Annotated in this window: 17 protein-coding genes; 8 read left to right on the top strand and 9 right to left on the bottom strand. The window is 64.7% G+C overall.

Annotation, left to right across the window (positions count from 1 at the left end; translation table 11 throughout):
- Positions 1-30: 30 nt before the first annotated feature.
- Both U1739_RS03950 and U1739_RS03945 read right to left on the bottom strand, forming a co-directional pair.
- Positions 31-1422, bottom strand: a complete 1392-nt coding sequence (locus U1739_RS03950) for an MFS transporter (protein WP_332704190.1) — start codon at positions 1420-1422, stop codon at positions 31-33.
- A gap of 37 nt (positions 1423-1459) precedes the next feature.
- Positions 1460-1873, bottom strand: a complete 414-nt coding sequence (locus tag U1739_RS03945; protein ID WP_332704188.1) for a cupin domain-containing protein — start codon at positions 1871-1873, stop codon at positions 1460-1462.
- Between the two features lie 80 nt (positions 1874-1953).
- Here U1739_RS03945 and U1739_RS03940 point away from each other — a divergent pair, with 80 nt between their 5' ends.
- Positions 1954-2301 carry a hypothetical protein gene (locus U1739_RS03940; RefSeq protein ID WP_332704186.1) on the top strand — a complete coding sequence of 116 codons (348 nt, stop codon included), beginning with the start codon at positions 1954-1956 and terminating at the stop codon, positions 2299-2301.
- An 87-nt stretch (positions 2302-2388) separates the two neighbouring features.
- Here the strand turns inward: U1739_RS03940 and U1739_RS03935 are convergent, their stop codons facing one another.
- The 6 genes from U1739_RS03935 to U1739_RS03910 all read right to left on the bottom strand — a co-directional run bounded on the left by U1739_RS03935 (position 2389) and on the right by U1739_RS03910 (position 7006).
- Positions 2389-2784, bottom strand: coding sequence for a hypothetical protein (locus U1739_RS03935; RefSeq protein ID WP_332704184.1), 396 nt, complete (start codon positions 2782-2784; stop codon positions 2389-2391).
- A 100-nt stretch (positions 2785-2884) separates the two neighbouring features.
- Positions 2885-3184: a hypothetical protein gene (locus U1739_RS03930; protein ID WP_332704182.1), complete on the bottom strand. Its 300-nt coding sequence runs from the start codon at positions 3182-3184 to the stop codon at positions 2885-2887.
- A 124-nt stretch (positions 3185-3308) separates the two neighbouring features.
- The gene (locus U1739_RS03925) at positions 3309-3731 is read right to left on the bottom strand and encodes a type II toxin-antitoxin system VapC family toxin (protein WP_332704180.1); all 423 of its coding nucleotides are present in this window, start codon (positions 3729-3731) and stop codon (positions 3309-3311) included.
- The gene (locus U1739_RS03920) at positions 3731-3973 is read right to left on the bottom strand and encodes a type II toxin-antitoxin system Phd/YefM family antitoxin (protein WP_332704178.1); all 243 of its coding nucleotides are present in this window, start codon (positions 3971-3973) and stop codon (positions 3731-3733) included. Before U1739_RS03920 ends, U1739_RS03925 begins: the two co-directional genes overlap by 1 nt.
- 280 nt (positions 3974-4253) lie before the next feature.
- A complete protein-coding gene (locus tag U1739_RS03915) occupies positions 4254-4469 on the bottom strand; it encodes a DUF2283 domain-containing protein (protein WP_332704176.1) in 216 nt (71 codons plus the stop codon).
- 212 nt (positions 4470-4681) lie between these two features.
- A complete protein-coding gene (locus tag U1739_RS03910) occupies positions 4682-7006 on the bottom strand; it encodes an ATP-dependent helicase (RefSeq protein WP_332704174.1) in 2325 nt (774 codons plus the stop codon).
- 131 nt (positions 7007-7137) lie between these two features.
- Here U1739_RS03910 and U1739_RS03905 point away from each other — a divergent pair, with 131 nt between their 5' ends.
- The 3 genes from U1739_RS03905 to U1739_RS03895 all read left to right on the top strand — a co-directional run bounded on the left by U1739_RS03905 (position 7138) and on the right by U1739_RS03895 (position 9457).
- The gene (locus U1739_RS03905) at positions 7138-8310 is read left to right on the top strand and encodes an aspartyl protease family protein (RefSeq protein ID WP_332704172.1); all 1173 of its coding nucleotides are present in this window, start codon (positions 7138-7140) and stop codon (positions 8308-8310) included.
- Between the two features lie 360 nt (positions 8311-8670).
- On the top strand, positions 8671-8967 hold the full coding sequence (locus tag U1739_RS03900; protein WP_332704170.1) for a hypothetical protein: 297 nt from the start codon (positions 8671-8673) through the stop codon (positions 8965-8967).
- 13 nt (positions 8968-8980) lie between these two features.
- A complete protein-coding gene (locus U1739_RS03895) occupies positions 8981-9457 on the top strand; it encodes a hypothetical protein (RefSeq protein WP_332704168.1) in 477 nt (158 codons plus the stop codon).
- A 79-nt stretch (positions 9458-9536) separates the two neighbouring features.
- Here the strand turns inward: U1739_RS03895 and U1739_RS03890 are convergent, their stop codons facing one another.
- Positions 9537-9782, bottom strand: coding sequence for a hypothetical protein (locus U1739_RS03890; RefSeq protein WP_332704166.1), 246 nt, complete (start codon positions 9780-9782; stop codon positions 9537-9539).
- Between the two features lie 206 nt (positions 9783-9988).
- Here U1739_RS03890 and U1739_RS03885 point away from each other — a divergent pair, with 206 nt between their 5' ends.
- The 4 genes from U1739_RS03885 to U1739_RS03870 all read left to right on the top strand — a co-directional run bounded on the left by U1739_RS03885 (position 9989) and on the right by U1739_RS03870 (position 14199).
- Positions 9989-10387: a GFA family protein gene (locus U1739_RS03885; RefSeq protein WP_332704164.1), complete on the top strand. Its 399-nt coding sequence runs from the start codon at positions 9989-9991 to the stop codon at positions 10385-10387.
- Between the two features lie 101 nt (positions 10388-10488).
- A complete protein-coding gene (locus tag U1739_RS03880; protein ID WP_332704162.1) occupies positions 10489-11727 on the top strand; it encodes a BtaA family protein in 1239 nt (412 codons plus the stop codon).
- A gap of 25 nt (positions 11728-11752) precedes the next feature.
- The gene (locus U1739_RS03875; protein ID WP_332704160.1) at positions 11753-12370 is read left to right on the top strand and encodes a class I SAM-dependent methyltransferase; all 618 of its coding nucleotides are present in this window, start codon (positions 11753-11755) and stop codon (positions 12368-12370) included.
- Positions 12371-12549: 179 nt separating this feature from the next.
- Positions 12550-14199 (top strand): inorganic phosphate transporter, encoded by a 1650-nt coding sequence (locus tag U1739_RS03870; protein WP_332704158.1) that lies wholly within the window; start codon positions 12550-12552, stop codon positions 14197-14199.
- The last annotated feature ends 134 nt before the right edge of the window (positions 14200-14333 follow it).

The following is a 14333-nucleotide window of genomic DNA, read 5'->3' as shown; positions in this document are numbered from 1 at the left end:
GCGGTGGGTACAGTTCCGGTGGCCGTCGCGTCAGCGGACCGGACTGGCGGGCTGCACGTCATCCGCTTCATCGGCCTTGGGATTGCGGATCGACGGCCGTAAGCGGGCGAGGCTGCACAGGCCGGCGACCACCGCCAGGCCGGCGGCGACCAGCGGCGGGACGATGCCATTGCCGACGCCGACGGCCAGCAGTGCAGCGACGAGAGTCGCGCCGGTGGTCTGGCCGACCAAGCGCACGGTCGAGACCAGGCCGCCGGCGGCGGCGGCGCGTTCGCGCGGCGCGCTGCCGATGATCAGCCGCGCATTGGGCGGCAGGAAGGTGCCGAAGCCCGACCCGCACAACGCCATCCGCCAGGCGACGTCGAACAGGCTGGGGTCAGCCGGCATGAAGGCCAGCAACAGCAGCGCGGTGATCGAGATGCACATGCCGATGCCGCCCAGCAGCCCGGCCGGAATGCGATCCGACAACCAGCCGGCCAGCGGTGCGACGATCATGTTGGTCAGTGGCCAGGGGGCAATGGCGGCGCCGATCATCGCCGGTGTGAAACCAAGCGCGCCGAGCCGGAACGGCGTCGATAGCAGCAGCGTCATCGAGGCGATGAACGCGGTATAGGCGCCGATCGCCGAGAGCGCGAGCACCGGGCGAGAGAGCAGATCGATGGGCAGGATGGGATCGGGCTCGTGTCGTTCGCGACGCACGAAATAGACCCCGATCGCCGCGCCGATCAGCACGATCGCGGCCGAGACGACGGGCGAATCGCCATGCACGCTGGATTCCAGCCCGCCGATGACCAGGCCGAACATGGCCGCGCACATCACCGCGCCGATCACGTCGAAGCGTGTTTCGCGCGGCTTGGGATCGGGCAGGGCGCGCCCTAGCGCGAGCGAAATGATGGCGAACGGCACCGCGCTGGCGAACACCCATGGCCAGGGCGCAAAGGACAAGACGAGGCCGCCGATGGTCGGCGCGGCCGCCGCGCTGCTCGATACGATCACCGAATTGATGCCCAGCCCGCGGCCCAATTGCTTAGCAGGGTAGGTCTGGCGGATCAGCGCCGAAGAGACGCTGAGCGCCGCCGCCGCGCCGATCGCCTGGAACGCGCGAACGATGAGCAGGAAGGGCAGGCTCTTGGCGAAGAAGCACAGGATCGTCGCGACGGTGAAGATCAGCTGGCCGAGCTGGTACATCTTCTTCAGCCCGATGCGGTCGCCCAACCCGGCGAAGGGCAGCAGCAGCATGACCAGCGTCAGCTGGTAGATCGTCACCACCGCGACCACTGCGCTGCTATCGACGCGCAAATCGCGCGCGATGGTCGGCAGCGCGACCGTGGCGACGGCGCCGTCGATGATGATCAGCGCGGTGCCGCAGGAAAGCGCGCCGATCGCCAATAAGCGGCGGTGCATGGGGAGGCCGTCGGTCATGGCAGATGCGCTTAGGCTTGTGCGCGGCGAGCGCAAGTCACGGCTGCCAGCCGGGCGGGGCGAGTTCGAAACCGGCGAACTCGAATGCCGGCGTGACGACACAGCTGACCAAGGCCCAGCCATGCCGCGCTTCGGCCGATTGCCAGGCGTGCGGTGGGACCAGCGCCTGCGCTTGCTGCCCGCCCAAGATGTCGGCGCCGAGCATGTGCGTCATCGTGCTGCCTTGATGGATCGACAGAGCGAGCGGGCTGCCGGCATGCCATAGCCATAGTTCGGCGGCGTCGACGCGGTGCCAGTGCGAGCGTTGGCCCGCCTCGAGCAGGAACAGGATCGCGGTGGCCAGGCCGCGGCCGCCATCCGGATTGGCCTGGCGAAAGGTTTCGCGGAACCAGCCGCCCTCCGGATGCGGGGCCAGATCCAAGGCGGCGATCAAGGCCGTCGCGTCGCGCATGCCATGGGTCCATTATCCGAAAGACAGCGTTTACCCTGAAGTATCTTGCTGCACTGCAGCGTAATCGATATGTTGGCGGGATGACCGATACCATGACCGCTGAGCGGCCGCCCGTCCAGACGCCCACCACCACCCCCACGGTGTTCGAGGCGATCGTGCGCAAGATGTGCCTCGCCGCGACGTACAACAAGACCGAGATGACGCTGGCGCCGCATGTCATCTATACCAAGCATGACGAGCTGTTCATCGACGCCGAAGTGCTGACGCGCGACGGCAAGCCGCCCAAGGAACCCAAGATGGGCACGTTCAAGTTGATCGGCCTGACCGCGTTGCGCATCACCCCGCGGGCATTCCAGGTCAGCAGCCTGTTCGACCAGGGCAGCTTCAAATATGCCGATACCACGCTGATGGCGGTCGAGCCGGACTGACATTCCGCGCCATATACGGTCGGCAAAGCTTGCGAAGTTACGGCATTTTGCGTTCGTTTTTCGCCTTTCGGGCGAATTTGACAATGTTCACTTGCCGAGCAGGGCAATGGCTGCGCGATGATCGTGGCGATGCGCGGTGCCGGTGAAGCGGCCGCGATAGAATAGGGGCAGGTGATAGCCATCGACCGCGCGCGCCATCGCGCGGTCGAATGCGTCGAGCCGCGCTTCGTCGAGCGCGCGATCCCAGGCGGCGGCGAACTCGGTCGCGTCGGGGCGCTTGCGCAGCTTGTAGGCGGATTGCGGTGAGCAGCCGACCGCGCGGGTGGAGGCCTGAACCGAGCCGACTTGTCGCAACGCGGCGATGAAGCAGCGCTGGCGGCGCTCGCTCCAGCCGGCATGGCATTTGCGCGACGGCACGGCGGCAGAGGTGAGGGCATAATCGTCGAGATCGACGGGCGGAGCGGGGGGGTGCGAATCGGTCATTCGTCGATCATGACGCGCGATTTCCAACATTTATCCAACATTCGCACTGCGCGGAAACGCGGCTAACGGGAGAGGCGAGGGCGCCCCTCCCCGGATGTGCTCAGCGGCAGACAGTGACGCGACGATGGTTGCGATAGATCACGCGGCACGGGCGGCGATTGTTGTTCCAGCCGTAGTGACGGCCGTTGTTGCGCCAGCGGCGATCGTTGCGGCGATTGTCATGGCGATCGTAGCGGCGATTGTCGCGACGATCGTAACGTCGATTGTCGCGGCGATCATTGCGCACGTCGTCGCGGCGATCGTTCTGGCTGTAACCGTCGTGGCGCTGTGCCGAGGCCTCGGTGGAGACGCCGATCCCGGCCATCATCAGGGCGGCGGCGATCAAATGGGTAAACTTCATGAGCGATCCTCTCGCGGCCCGGGTTGGGCCATGGGCAAGGGGTACGCCCTGCGACGGGTATCGTTCCTGAATGGGGGTGTAGGGTGAGGTACAGGTTTGCGGTGAGCACCCGGGGCGTGGCTGCTCAGAGCGGTTCGACGGGGATGCCGAACGACGGAGCGGCCTCGGCCATGGTTTTGTCGAGCGTGACGATGCGCAATCCTGCGCCGGCCGCTATGGCGAGGTGCAGGGCGTCGCCAGCGCGCAGGCCGAGCTTGTGCTGATCGGCGAAGGTAGCCGCGGCCATGAAGTGGCTGGACTCGACCGGTGACAGCGTCAGCACCCGATCGCGCCAGCCGCGCCATGTGGCAAGCGCCTCGGCGCGCTTTTCGGTCGACAGGATGCCGGTGCGCATCTTGAGCGCGAGCGCGCTGGACACTTCGGTGTCGCTCCATTCGCTGACGTGGAGCGTGCCCTCGTCCTGCGCCGCCATCCAATCCGATGCGCGCTCGCTATGCGCTTCGAGCGTGAGCGCCGCGACGATCACCGACGTGTCGAGATAAAACATCAGTAGCGATCGGAATCACGCATCTGGCGGATGAACTCGCTGGCAGAAACGGGCTGCATTTGCTGGCCTTCGCGTAGCTTGCGCAGCGCAGCGAGGTCGATCTTCTGCCTGGGCTTCGGCACGGGGCTAAGATGCGCGGCGGCGATGCCGCGGCGCGTGATCTCGACGGTTTCCCCCGCTTCGACGCGGTTGACGATCTCGCTGAGATGGGCTTTTGTGTCGGCGAGGTTGATGCGTTCCATGTGGTGCGCGCTCCATGACTAGGTGGATGACCATATCAGGGTTGTGTGCAATTTTGAAGACTGCCGGCAAACGCTTGGCTGAGTGATAGCAAGGTTTCCTCCGCACCACGCCCGTCACCCTGAACTTGTTTCAGGGTCCATTGCGCCTCCCGCTCGGTCGGAGGTTGCGGCACGATGGATGCTGAAACAAGTTCAGCATGACGAGTTGAGTAATGTTAGCAGCTCGACATCAGGTCTTGGTGAGTGGAAAGCACCCCGCGTCCCTATTGTCTGTGTCCATCTAAGCCGCGCTTAAATCACGCAATGGCAATCCCGCCGTCTTCAACGTGGCAAGGTCCAGCTTGGTCGAAGCCTGGTCGATATCGATCCCCACGATATTCCCGGCCGCATCCAAATCGATATTCACACCGTCCGCCACTTCGCGCGTCTCCGCGCCGGCGCCCGCGCGCAACTCGATATAGATGCTGTCGGTCTCGGGATAATAGAGCAGCTTCATCTCTCGGCCTCGCGACAGGTACGGTCTAAAAAGGCGTTGTGCACCGTCTCGCCTTCTTCGAGCGTCACGACGCGCGGGATATAGGATTTCCCGACATCGTCCACTATCCGCCGCCACAGGCGGATGCGGCCGGATCATGCCATTGGTTAGGTGGCATTAGTCGCATTTCCCCACCCCAACCCCTCCCCTGAAGGGGAGGGGCTTTAAGATAGTTAGTCGCCAACCGTCACGAAACTATCCATCACCCGCTTCCGCCCCGCGCTCTCGAAATCGATCTCCAGCTTGTTGCCTTCGATCTCGGCGATCGCGCCGTAGCCGAACTTCTGGTGGAACACGCGCATCCCCACCGACACGTCGTCGCGGCCCTTATTGCCCAGGCTGACCGCGCTCGCCCGCGCCTCGACGACGCGCGAGGGTTCGCGCGAGAAGGTGCGGCTGGTGAAGGCGCCGCCGGGTTTGGCGGGGTCGACGCCGGGGGTGAGGCCGGCGGCGCGTTGCCAGCCGGGGCCGCGGCCGCTGCCGCGGGCGATGTCGGCGAATGGGTCGGCGCGTTCGGACCAATTCGCGCGCCACAGGCTCTCGCCGCCGGACATGGTCGTTTCCTGCTCGATATGCACGTCGGGCAATTCGCCGACGAAGCGGCTGGGAATGCTGCTGGTCCATTGGCCATAGATGCGGCGGTTGGCAGCGTGGATGATGATCGCTTTCCGCCTGGCGCGCGTGATCGCGACATAGGCGAGGCGGCGTTCCTCCTCGAGGCTGGCGAGTCCACCTTCGTCGAGCGAGCGCTGCGAGGGGAACAGGCCCTCTTCCCAGCCGACTAGGAATACGGTGTCATATTCCAGCCCCTTGGCAGCGTGGATCGTCATGATCGTGACCTTGGGATCCTCGGCATTGCTTTCATTATCCATGACGAGCGAGACGTGTTCGAGGAACGCGCCGAGATTCTCATATTCCTCCATCGCGCGGACGAGTTCGGTAAGGTTCTCGAGGCGGCCGGCGGCTTCGGCGGACTTTTCCGCCTGCCACATCGCAGTGTAGCCGCTCTCGTCGAGCACGATGCGGGCGAGCTCGGGATGCGGCATCTCGCCGGCCATGCTGCGCCAGCGCGCCATGTCGCCGACGAGATTGCCGAGCGTGCGGCGGGCGGCGCCGGTCAGTTCGTCGGTGTCGAGGATGCGCGCGGCGGCGGTGGTCAGCGGGATGCCCTGCGCGCGGGCGAGTTGGTGGACCTTCTGCACCGCTTTGTCGCCCAGGCCGCGTTTGGGCACGTTGACGATGCGTTCGAAGGCGAGATCGTCGGCCGGCTGCGCGACGATGCGCAGATAGGCCAGCGCATCGCGGATTTCGGCGCGTTCGTAGAAACGAAAGCCGCCGACGATGCGATAGGGCAGGCCGATCGAGATGAAGCGATCCTCGAATTCGCGCGTCTGGTGCTGCGCGCGGACCAGGATGGCGACATCGTCGAGCGATTTGCCCGCACGTTTGCACGTCTCGATCTCGTCGCCGACGCGGCGTGCCTCCTCGGGGCCGTCCCAGACGCCGAGCACCTTGACCTTCTCGCCGACGTCGAGCTCGGTCCACAATTGCTTGCCGAGGCGGCCGCTATTGTTGGCGATCACGCCGCTGGCGGCGCCGAGGATGTGCGGGGTGGAACGGTAATTCTGCTCCAGCCGGATCACCTTGGCGCCGGGAAAATCCTTTTCGAACTTGAGGATATTCTCGACCTGCGCGCCGCGCCAGGAATAGATCGACTGGTCGTCATCGCCGACGCAGCAGATGTTCTTATGCTCTTGGGCAAGCAAGCGGAGCCACAGATATTGGACGCTGTTGGTGTCCTGATATTCGTCGACCATGATATATTTGAAGCGGCGCTGATATTCGGCGAGCACCGCGCGGTCGGTCTTGAGGATAACTAGCATGTGCAGCAGCAGATCGCCGAAATCGCACGCATTGAGCGTCTTGAGCCGGTCTTGGTACGCGGCATACAGCTCGCCGCCGCGGCCATTGGCGTAGAGTTCGCTCTCGCCGGCATCGATATCGGCGGGGACCAGGCCTTTGTTCTTCCAGCCATCGATCAGCCCGGCGAGTGCGCGGGCGGGCCAGCGTTTCTCGTCGAGATCGGCGGCGAGGATCAACTGCTTCAACAGGCGCAGCTGATCGTCGGTATCGAGGATGGTGAAATTGCTCTGCAGGCCGACCAATTCGGCGTGGCGGCGCAGCATCTTGGCGCCGATCGCGTGGAACGTGCCGAGCCACGGCATGCCCTCGACGACGTCGCCGACGAGCTTGCCGACGCGGTGCTTCATCTCGCGCGCCGCCTTGTTGGTGAAGGTGACGCTGAGAATTTCGGACGGCCAGGCCTTTTTGGTGAAGAGGAGATGGCCGAGCCTGGCGGTAAGCGCGGCGGTCTTGCCGGTGCCGGCGCCGGCGAGGACCAATACGGGGCCTTCGGTGGTCAGCACGGCTTCACGCTGGGGTTCGTTCAGCCCGCGGAGATAGGCGGGATCTTGCGGGGAGGGCGCGGGGAGGGACATTCGTGAACAGGTAGGGAACGCGGGCGCGCAGAGCAACCACGCAGCGCGTCGCCCGATGGTAATAGATCTATGGCAATTGTGTCCGACGCGGGCGGCATTACGACGTCGCGCAACAAGAATGAGGTTTTGGCATGCTCCGTCGTGATGTGATTCGAACATTGGCAGTGGGCGGCGCCGCCGTCTTGACGGGCGCGGGGCGGGCGATCGCGGCCGAGCCGCGCGTGGTCGTCAGCCGCATCCAGTTGCTCGGCGACCGTGTCGTCATGCCATTGACCATCAATGGCGCAGGGCCGTATCTGTTCCTGATCGACAGCGGCGGTTTTCTAAGCCTGATCGACAAGGAGCTCGCACGCGCGCTCAAACTGTCGTCGCGCGGTTCGGTGCGCATGGGCGGTGTCGGCGGGCGGACAATGCTGCCGCTATATCTTGCGCGCGACGTGGTGTTCGGCGGTGGCGCCATGCAACGCGGCGTGGCGTTCGGCGCAATGGAGAGTGGCTTCAATCGCGAGATACGGGGGACGCTGGCGGCGGGCATGCTGACGGCGACCGATAGCGATCTCGATATCGAGAATGGCGAATGGCGCAGCTATCTGGACGGGCGGCCGGCGCGTAGCGGCTTTTTCCGCATCGACAATGCGATCAGCAGCGTCGCCTCCGGATCCGGCATGGGGGCGGGATCGCCCCATCTTTATGGCGATGCCACGGTCAACGGGCGGCGGCTGCGCTTCCTGCTCGATACCGGTGCGCCACGAGGTTTTTCGCTCGACCGTTCGGTCGCCAAGTCGATGGGGCTATGGAGCGATACCCAGCCTTATGCGCCAACGCGGCCGCACGGCGTGGGCGGGGAAGCGCGCATCGCCCGGACCGTGCGCGTCGAGCGCGCCGAGTTCGGCGGTGCGTCCTACGTATCGCCGCTCGTTACGCTCAGCGGAGAAGACCGGCCGACGCAAGGTGTGGACGGTGTTATCGGCCTGCAGGTGCTGCGGCAGTTCAACCTGTCGACCGATGTGAAAGCCAAGGCATTGTGGGTGAAGCGCAACGCCAATGCCATGCCGTTGCCGGATCGCTATGGCCTGTCCGGGCTATGGCTCGATCAGGAGCGCGACGCGATCACCGTGGGTGCGGTCGGCACCGGCAGCCCCGCAGCCAAGGCCGGGATGAGGGTCGGCGACCGTATCGTGGGGGATACGTTCCCGCTGGCGCTGCGCAAGATCGTCGGCGCGCCGGGCAAGGCGGTATCGCTGGAGATCGAGCGGGACGGCGCGCGCTCTGCGATAGCGTTCACGCTCGCACCCTATCTGTAGCCCCAACAACAACGGCCCGACACGCGTGTCGGGCCGAAGCCGTCCAGGGAGCAAACCTGACAGGCACCTGGGTAATTCCTATTCACGAGATAGGAAATCAACTCTTGCTTTACGGAGCGGTAGTTTGGCTTGGAACGCTATGGCGCTACCGGCGCCGCTGCGCGAAGATCGGTGCGTCTATCTTAGTTAGTTAAGCGGTAACTATGAGGAATTGATAAAAATTGGACAAAAGCGACAGCATAATTTATGTAAAGATCAGTGATCGTAAGCTATAGATCCAAGTATGTCTGGGTTGTACTTGACTCTCCTACTCGAAGCATCGAATTATGTTGATGCGGTCGAGACAGTGGGAGAGTCGAAATGGTCATGGGACGTAGTAGCGCTTCGCTTATCTCGGTACGGGAACTTCCGGGCATCGTCGAGGCGGCCGTCAAAGCCGCGGGCGTACGGGTGGAAGGGGAGTCGCTCGTGCTCCGCTGGGATCTGGCCGGCAAGGTCGTGCGGGATTTTGGCGAGGGCAAGAAGTTCGCCGACGCGGTTGCCAAGCAGGTGACCGAAGCAGGGTTCGAAGCCTCGCCGGCGGTGCTGCAGATCGACGATCGGATCCTCGCGGGCTTTTTCGAGCGCATCGATATTCCGCAGTTCCGCAATTTCTAAGGCGGCGGTTGCGATGTGCGATGCCGATGCCCCCTTATCTTGTCCGAGCGCGCAACCCGACATGGTGGACGCGCAAGTCTTTGGGGTGGTTGCCGGGACGTTGGCCGAACCGCGCATCGCCTATTTGAAGCAGCGCGCCGAGATCACGCCGGCAATGATGGGCACCCTGGGGGAGCTCGATCCTACCCTGGTGTTTCGGTATTCCGGGCGGTGCGAAAATGGGCGCTGCGGCCAGTATGCCGATGGGCGATGCGGGCTGGGCCAGCGTATTCTCGAGCAATTGCCCGCGGTGGTGACGACGCTTCCTTCGTGCCAGATCCGTGCGACGTGCCGCTGGCATGAAGAACGGGGCGACGCCATCTGCCTGCGGTGCCCGCAGGTGATGACACGCGTCCCACCCGACCAGGTGGCGTTGCGTACGGCGGCGCGGGCGGGAATGGACAGTGTCAGCGGCGGCGCCGACGCCATGGCCGAGACGGCGGCGATCTGACGCTATGCGGACACGAAAAGGCCGGCCGCCCGTGAAGGCGACCGGCCCGTTCTCGCAGCACCTAAAAGGTGCAGCGAGATTACTCGACGGTGTTGACCGTCGTGCTGTTGACCGTCGTCGTGGTCGCATCGACCGAGACGTTGTCGGCCGAGTTGCCGAGCAGATCAGCGTCCGTGCCGCCGAGGTTGTCGAGCGGAGCTTCTTCGGAATTCAGCACCGTCTCGTTGTCGATCGTGGTCACGGTGTTGCTGCTGGTCTTGTCGCCGCAAGCTGCGAGGCTCAGTGCAGCGGCCGAGATGAGGGCGAGGGTTGCGATCTTCTTCATCGGAAATTCTCCTGTTTCAGGTCTTGCGACAGATCCCCATTGCCGCCTGAAACGCGGCGCCGAACGACGTCAGGCACCGTCTTACCGCGAAACTCCCCAGTTTTAATAGGAAAAAGAACTTTCAGGGTCGGCAAGGCTGGCTTTTTCTCGACTCGGGACATTTTAAGCCTTATGAAACAAACAGGGAACGCTTGGGGAGAGACGAGATGACGGTGACGGGCGGGTGCCGCTGTGGCGCGATACGATATGTGGCAGACGGCGCGCCGGAGCATCATGCGCTGTGCCATTGCGAGCCGTGCCGCCGCTCGGCCGGGGCACCGATGGTCGGCTGGGCGCTGTTCGCGCGCGATGCGGTGACGATCACCGGCACGCCGACGCAGTACAATTCATCCGGTGATGTCCAACGATCCTTTTGCGGCACGTGCGGCACCGGGCTGTTCTTCGAAAGCGAATCAGTCTTTCCCGGCAAGATCGACATCCAGAGCGGGTCGTTCGACGATACCGATGCAATCGCACCGCAGGCGTGCATTCAGATGGCGGACGCGCCGGACTGGATCGGCACTGTTCCCGATCTGCCCAAATTCGACCGCTATCCGGGCAGCTAAGTGGCCGGCCCACGCACCGCCGTCACGCCAGCGTCACGCCCACGTCTTGGGCGCGTCATTTAAAGGACGTAGCGGCGACCTCGGACAACGGGGGACGCGGCATGGCGAGCTTGAAGCTTCATCGGGCTACAGTGAAGAAGGTCGGCGCGGCGGTTCACCAGCATGACGGCGGCAGCAAGGCGGGCATGCTGGAGCGTGCCTTTACTTTCGCGTTCCGCGGGCTGGTCTATGCCCAGATCTGGGAAGATCCGGTCGTCGACATGGAAGCGCTGGCGATCACGCCGGATAGCCATGTCGTGACGATCGCCAGCGGCGGCTGCAATGTATTGTCGTATCTGACCGCCGATCCGGCGCGTATCACCGCGGTGGACCTCAACACGGCGCACGTTGCGCTGGGCCGGCTGAAAGTCGCCGCCGCGCAACACCTGCCCGATCATGCCGCGTTCCACCGCTTCTTCGGCGCGGCGGACAGTAAGGCCAATGTCCGCGTCTATCAGGAGGTGCTGCGGCCGCATCTCGACGATGTGACGCAGCGCTATTGGGAGGGCCGCGACCTGATCGGCCGGCGGCGCATCCGGGGTTTCGCCTCGAACATCTACAAGCGCGGCTTGCTCGGGCAGTTCATCGGCAGCGCGCATCTCGTCGCGCGGCTATACGGCATCGATCCGCGCGAGATTCTCGCGGCCCAGACGATCGAGGAGCAGCGGCGGGTGTTTGAGACGCGGCTGGCACCGGTGTTCGATAAGGGTTTCGTACGGTGGTTGATCGATCAGCCGGCGTCGCTTTTCGGGCTGGGAATCCCGCCGGCACAATATGTTGCGCTGTCCAATGACGATCCCGGCGGGATACGCGCGGTGCTGCGCGGGCGGCTCGAAAAACTCGCATGCGACTTCCCGGTGAGCGATAATTACTTCGCGCAGCAGGCCTTCGGACGGCGTTATGGCCCGGGCGAGGGGCGATCGGTGCCGCCGTATCTGGAACCCGCGCACCATGCCGATATCGCGGCGCGGGCGGACCGGATCGAGGTGTTGCACGCCAACCTGACCGAGCATCTGGGCGGGCTGCCGGCGGGGAGCCGCGATCGTTATATCCTGCTCGACGCGCAGGATTGGATGACCGACGAGCAATTGAACGACCTGTGGCGCGAGATCACCCGCACCGCCAAGCCGGGCGCACGCGTGCTGTTCCGCACCGCCGCCGCGCCGACCCTGTTGCCGGGGCGGGTGGCCGACACGGTGCTCGATCGCTGGGAGTATCGCGCCGTGGAGTCGCTCGATTACACCGCGCGCGACCGTTCCTCGATCTATGGCGGCGTGCATCTCTACGTGCTGAAGGGCTGAGCCGGTGGAGCCCCAGGCGGCGCGGATGGACGCGATCTATGCGCGGCAGCGCCATTTCTACGATCTGACGCGCAAATATTACCTGCTCGGGCGCGACCGGCTGATTGCCGAGCTCGATCTGGGGCAAGGCGGCAGCGTGATCGAGATCGGCTGCGGCACCGCGCGCAACCTCATCGCGGTGGCTAAGGCCTGGCCCGCAGCGCGGTGCTTCGGGCTTGATCTGTCGGCGGAAATGCTGATCACGGCGCGGGCTAACGTGGCGCGCGCCGGGCTGAGCGACCGCATCGTGCTGGCGCAGGGCGATGCCACCGGGTTCGATCCCGTGGCGCTGTTCGGCGAGGCGGCATTCGATCGGGTGATGCTGTCATACACGCTATCGATGATACCCGATTGGCGCGCCGCGCTTGGCCAAGCCGCGGCAGTGGCGCGGGGGCGGGTGGATTGCGTCGATTTCGGGCAGCAGGAGCGGTTGCCGGCGATGTTCCGGCGCGGCTTGTTCGCCTGGCTGGGCAAGTTCGACGTAACGCCGCGGGCGGATCTGGCAGCGGCGTTGGACGAGGTCGCGGCGCGGGATGCGTGGCGGACGAGTTTTACGCCGCGCTATCGGGGCTATGCTTGGGCGGGGCGGCTGGAGCGACCTTAGTCGCTGCCCATGCGTCATCCTCGCGAAAGCGGGGATCCCGCTGCCTTGCGCGCGGCCAGAAGAAGAAGCGAGGCCCCCGCTTACGTGGGGCGTGACGGAGAGGGGAAGGCGTGAACCGGGCCCTAGCGTCATCAATTCGTCATCAAGTTGTCATGAACTCCAGCGAAGGCGATCCCATCATGGCCACACACGCTATCGCAGCTGCACAGCTGCCCCTCGACGCGCCCGGATCACGGTTCGATCGCCCCGTTCCGCCGATCGCCCGGACTCTGTTCCTCGCCGCCCTGATCGGCGGGTTCGCTTATGCCGGTTACAGCGTGTTCGTCGACACGCGGCAGGTGGGCGAGAGCCTGGCGCTCGGCGTGTTCGCGTTTCTCGCGCTGGCGCTGCTGATCGCCTTGGGCTTCGAATTCGTCAACGGCTTCCACGACACCGCCAATGCCGTGGCGACGGTGATCTACACCAATTCGATGCCGGCTTATGCCGCGGTTGTTTGGTCGGGCTTCTTCAATTTCCTTGGCGTGATGCTGTCGACCGGCGCGGTGGCCTATTCGATCATCACCTTGCTGCCGGTCGATCTGATCCTCAACGTCGGCAGCAGCGGCGGCTTTGCGATGATCTTCTCGCTGCTGCTCGCCGCCGTGCTGTGGAACCTGGCGACCTGGTATATCGGCCTGCCCAATTCCTCCAGCCATACGCTGATCGGCTCGATCCTGGGCGTCGGCTTCGCCAACCAGTTGCTCACCGGCGGCAGCGCCGGCGGCACGGCGGGCGTCGATTGGAGCCAGGCAAGCAAGGTGTTGACCGGGCTGTGGATGGCGCCGCTGATCGGCTTCTTCGCGGCGATGGCGTTGCTGTTCGCGATGAAGATGCTGGTGCGCAAGCCGGCGCTGTACGCGCCGCCGGTGGAAGGCGCCCCGCCGCCCAAGGGTATTCGCGCACTGCTGATCTTCACCTGTACCGCCGTCAGTTTCGCGCATGGTGGCAATGACGGGCAGAAGGGCATGGGGCTGATCATGTTGATCCTGATCGGCTGCGCGCCGACCGCCTATGCGCTGAACCGCACGCTGCCGAGCAGCGCGACGCCGGCGTTCGTCGCAGCGGCGAACAGCGCAAGCGCAACGTTCGACGCGAAATCGGGCGGGCTGGATATTCCGCTGATCGCCGCGCGCGGCGTGCTGACCGATGCGTTGCAGGCCAAGAAGGTCGACAGCCCGGAAGTGTATGGCGCGGTGGAAACGGTGTCGCGCGACCTGGCGACGCGCGTCGGCGGCTATGGCGCGCTGAGCAACGTGCCCGCGGAAGCAACGCATAACGTGCGCAACGACATGTATCTGCTGCTCGATACGACCAAGCTGATGACCAAGGCCAAGGATGCCGAGACGCGCTTTTCGGCACAGGAGCTGAAGAGCATCGGCGATTATCAGGGCATGTTGGAATCGGGCACGCGGTTCATTCCCTTGTGGGTCAAGATCACCGTGGCGATCGCCTTGGGCCTGGGCACGATGGTGGGCTGGAAGCGAATCGTCGTCACGGTGGGTGAGAAGATCGGCAAGAGCCATATGACCTATGGCATGGGCGCCTCGGCCGAACTGGTCGCCGCGGCGGTGATCCTGATGGCCGAGCGCTTCGGCTTGCCGGTATCGACGACGCATATCCTGACCTCGGGCGTGGCGGGGGCTTCGGTGGCCAACGGGCAGGGGCTGCAGGTGCGCACGATCCGCAACATGGCGCTGGCCTGGGTGATGACGCTGCCGGCAGCGATGCTGTTGTCGGGCGGGCTATATTGGTTGCTGCTAACGCTGGTGCGGGCGAACGGCGGGGCTTGAGCCTGCCAGATCACGTCATCCCAGCGAAAGCTGGGATCTCGCGTAGCTCCTGTCCCTTCCATGCCGCTTGAGATCCCAGCTTTCGCTGGGATGACGGTGAGAGGCTTGACCCCTCGATCCGATAGCGCGAACGC

Source organism: Parasphingomonas puruogangriensis, assembly GCF_036663635.1.
Lineage (GTDB): Bacteria > Pseudomonadota > Alphaproteobacteria > Sphingomonadales > Sphingomonadaceae > Sphingomonas.
This window is presented reverse-complemented; position numbering and strand designations above follow the sequence as displayed.

Excerpts from the sequence above, each read along its gene's own strand:
- U1739_RS03950 (WP_332704190.1), bottom strand. The coding sequence starts at position 1,422 with ATGACCGACGGCCTCCCCATGCACCGCCGCTTATTGGCGATCGGCGCG.
- U1739_RS03945 (WP_332704188.1), bottom strand. The coding sequence starts at position 1,873 with ATGCGCGACGCGACGGCCTTGATCGCCGCCTTGGATCTGGCCCCGCAT.
- U1739_RS03940 (WP_332704186.1), top strand. The coding sequence starts at position 1,954 with ATGACCGATACCATGACCGCTGAGCGGCCGCCCGTCCAGACGCCCACC.
- U1739_RS03935 (WP_332704184.1), bottom strand. The coding sequence starts at position 2,784 with ATGACCGATTCGCACCCCCCCGCTCCGCCCGTCGATCTCGACGATTAT.
- U1739_RS03930 (WP_332704182.1), bottom strand. The coding sequence starts at position 3,184 with ATGAAGTTTACCCATTTGATCGCCGCCGCCCTGATGATGGCCGGGATC.
- U1739_RS03925 (WP_332704180.1), bottom strand. The coding sequence starts at position 3,731 with ATGTTTTATCTCGACACGTCGGTGATCGTCGCGGCGCTCACGCTCGAA.
- U1739_RS03920 (WP_332704178.1), bottom strand. The coding sequence starts at position 3,973 with ATGGAACGCATCAACCTCGCCGACACAAAAGCCCATCTCAGCGAGATC.
- U1739_RS03915 (WP_332704176.1), bottom strand. The coding sequence starts at position 4,469 with ATGAAGCTGCTCTATTATCCCGAGACCGACAGCATCTATATCGAGTTG.
- U1739_RS03910 (WP_332704174.1), bottom strand. The coding sequence starts at position 7,006 with ATGTCCCTCCCCGCGCCCTCCCCGCAAGATCCCGCCTATCTCCGCGGG.
- U1739_RS03905 (WP_332704172.1), top strand. The coding sequence starts at position 7,138 with ATGCTCCGTCGTGATGTGATTCGAACATTGGCAGTGGGCGGCGCCGCC.
- U1739_RS03900 (WP_332704170.1), top strand. The coding sequence starts at position 8,671 with ATGGTCATGGGACGTAGTAGCGCTTCGCTTATCTCGGTACGGGAACTT.
- U1739_RS03895 (WP_332704168.1), top strand. The coding sequence starts at position 8,981 with ATGTGCGATGCCGATGCCCCCTTATCTTGTCCGAGCGCGCAACCCGAC.
- U1739_RS03890 (WP_332704166.1), bottom strand. The coding sequence starts at position 9,782 with ATGAAGAAGATCGCAACCCTCGCCCTCATCTCGGCCGCTGCACTGAGC.
- U1739_RS03885 (WP_332704164.1), top strand. The coding sequence starts at position 9,989 with ATGACGGTGACGGGCGGGTGCCGCTGTGGCGCGATACGATATGTGGCA.
- U1739_RS03880 (WP_332704162.1), top strand. The coding sequence starts at position 10,489 with ATGGCGAGCTTGAAGCTTCATCGGGCTACAGTGAAGAAGGTCGGCGCG.
- U1739_RS03875 (WP_332704160.1), top strand. The coding sequence starts at position 11,753 with ATGGACGCGATCTATGCGCGGCAGCGCCATTTCTACGATCTGACGCGC.
- U1739_RS03870 (WP_332704158.1), top strand. The coding sequence starts at position 12,550 with ATGGCCACACACGCTATCGCAGCTGCACAGCTGCCCCTCGACGCGCCC.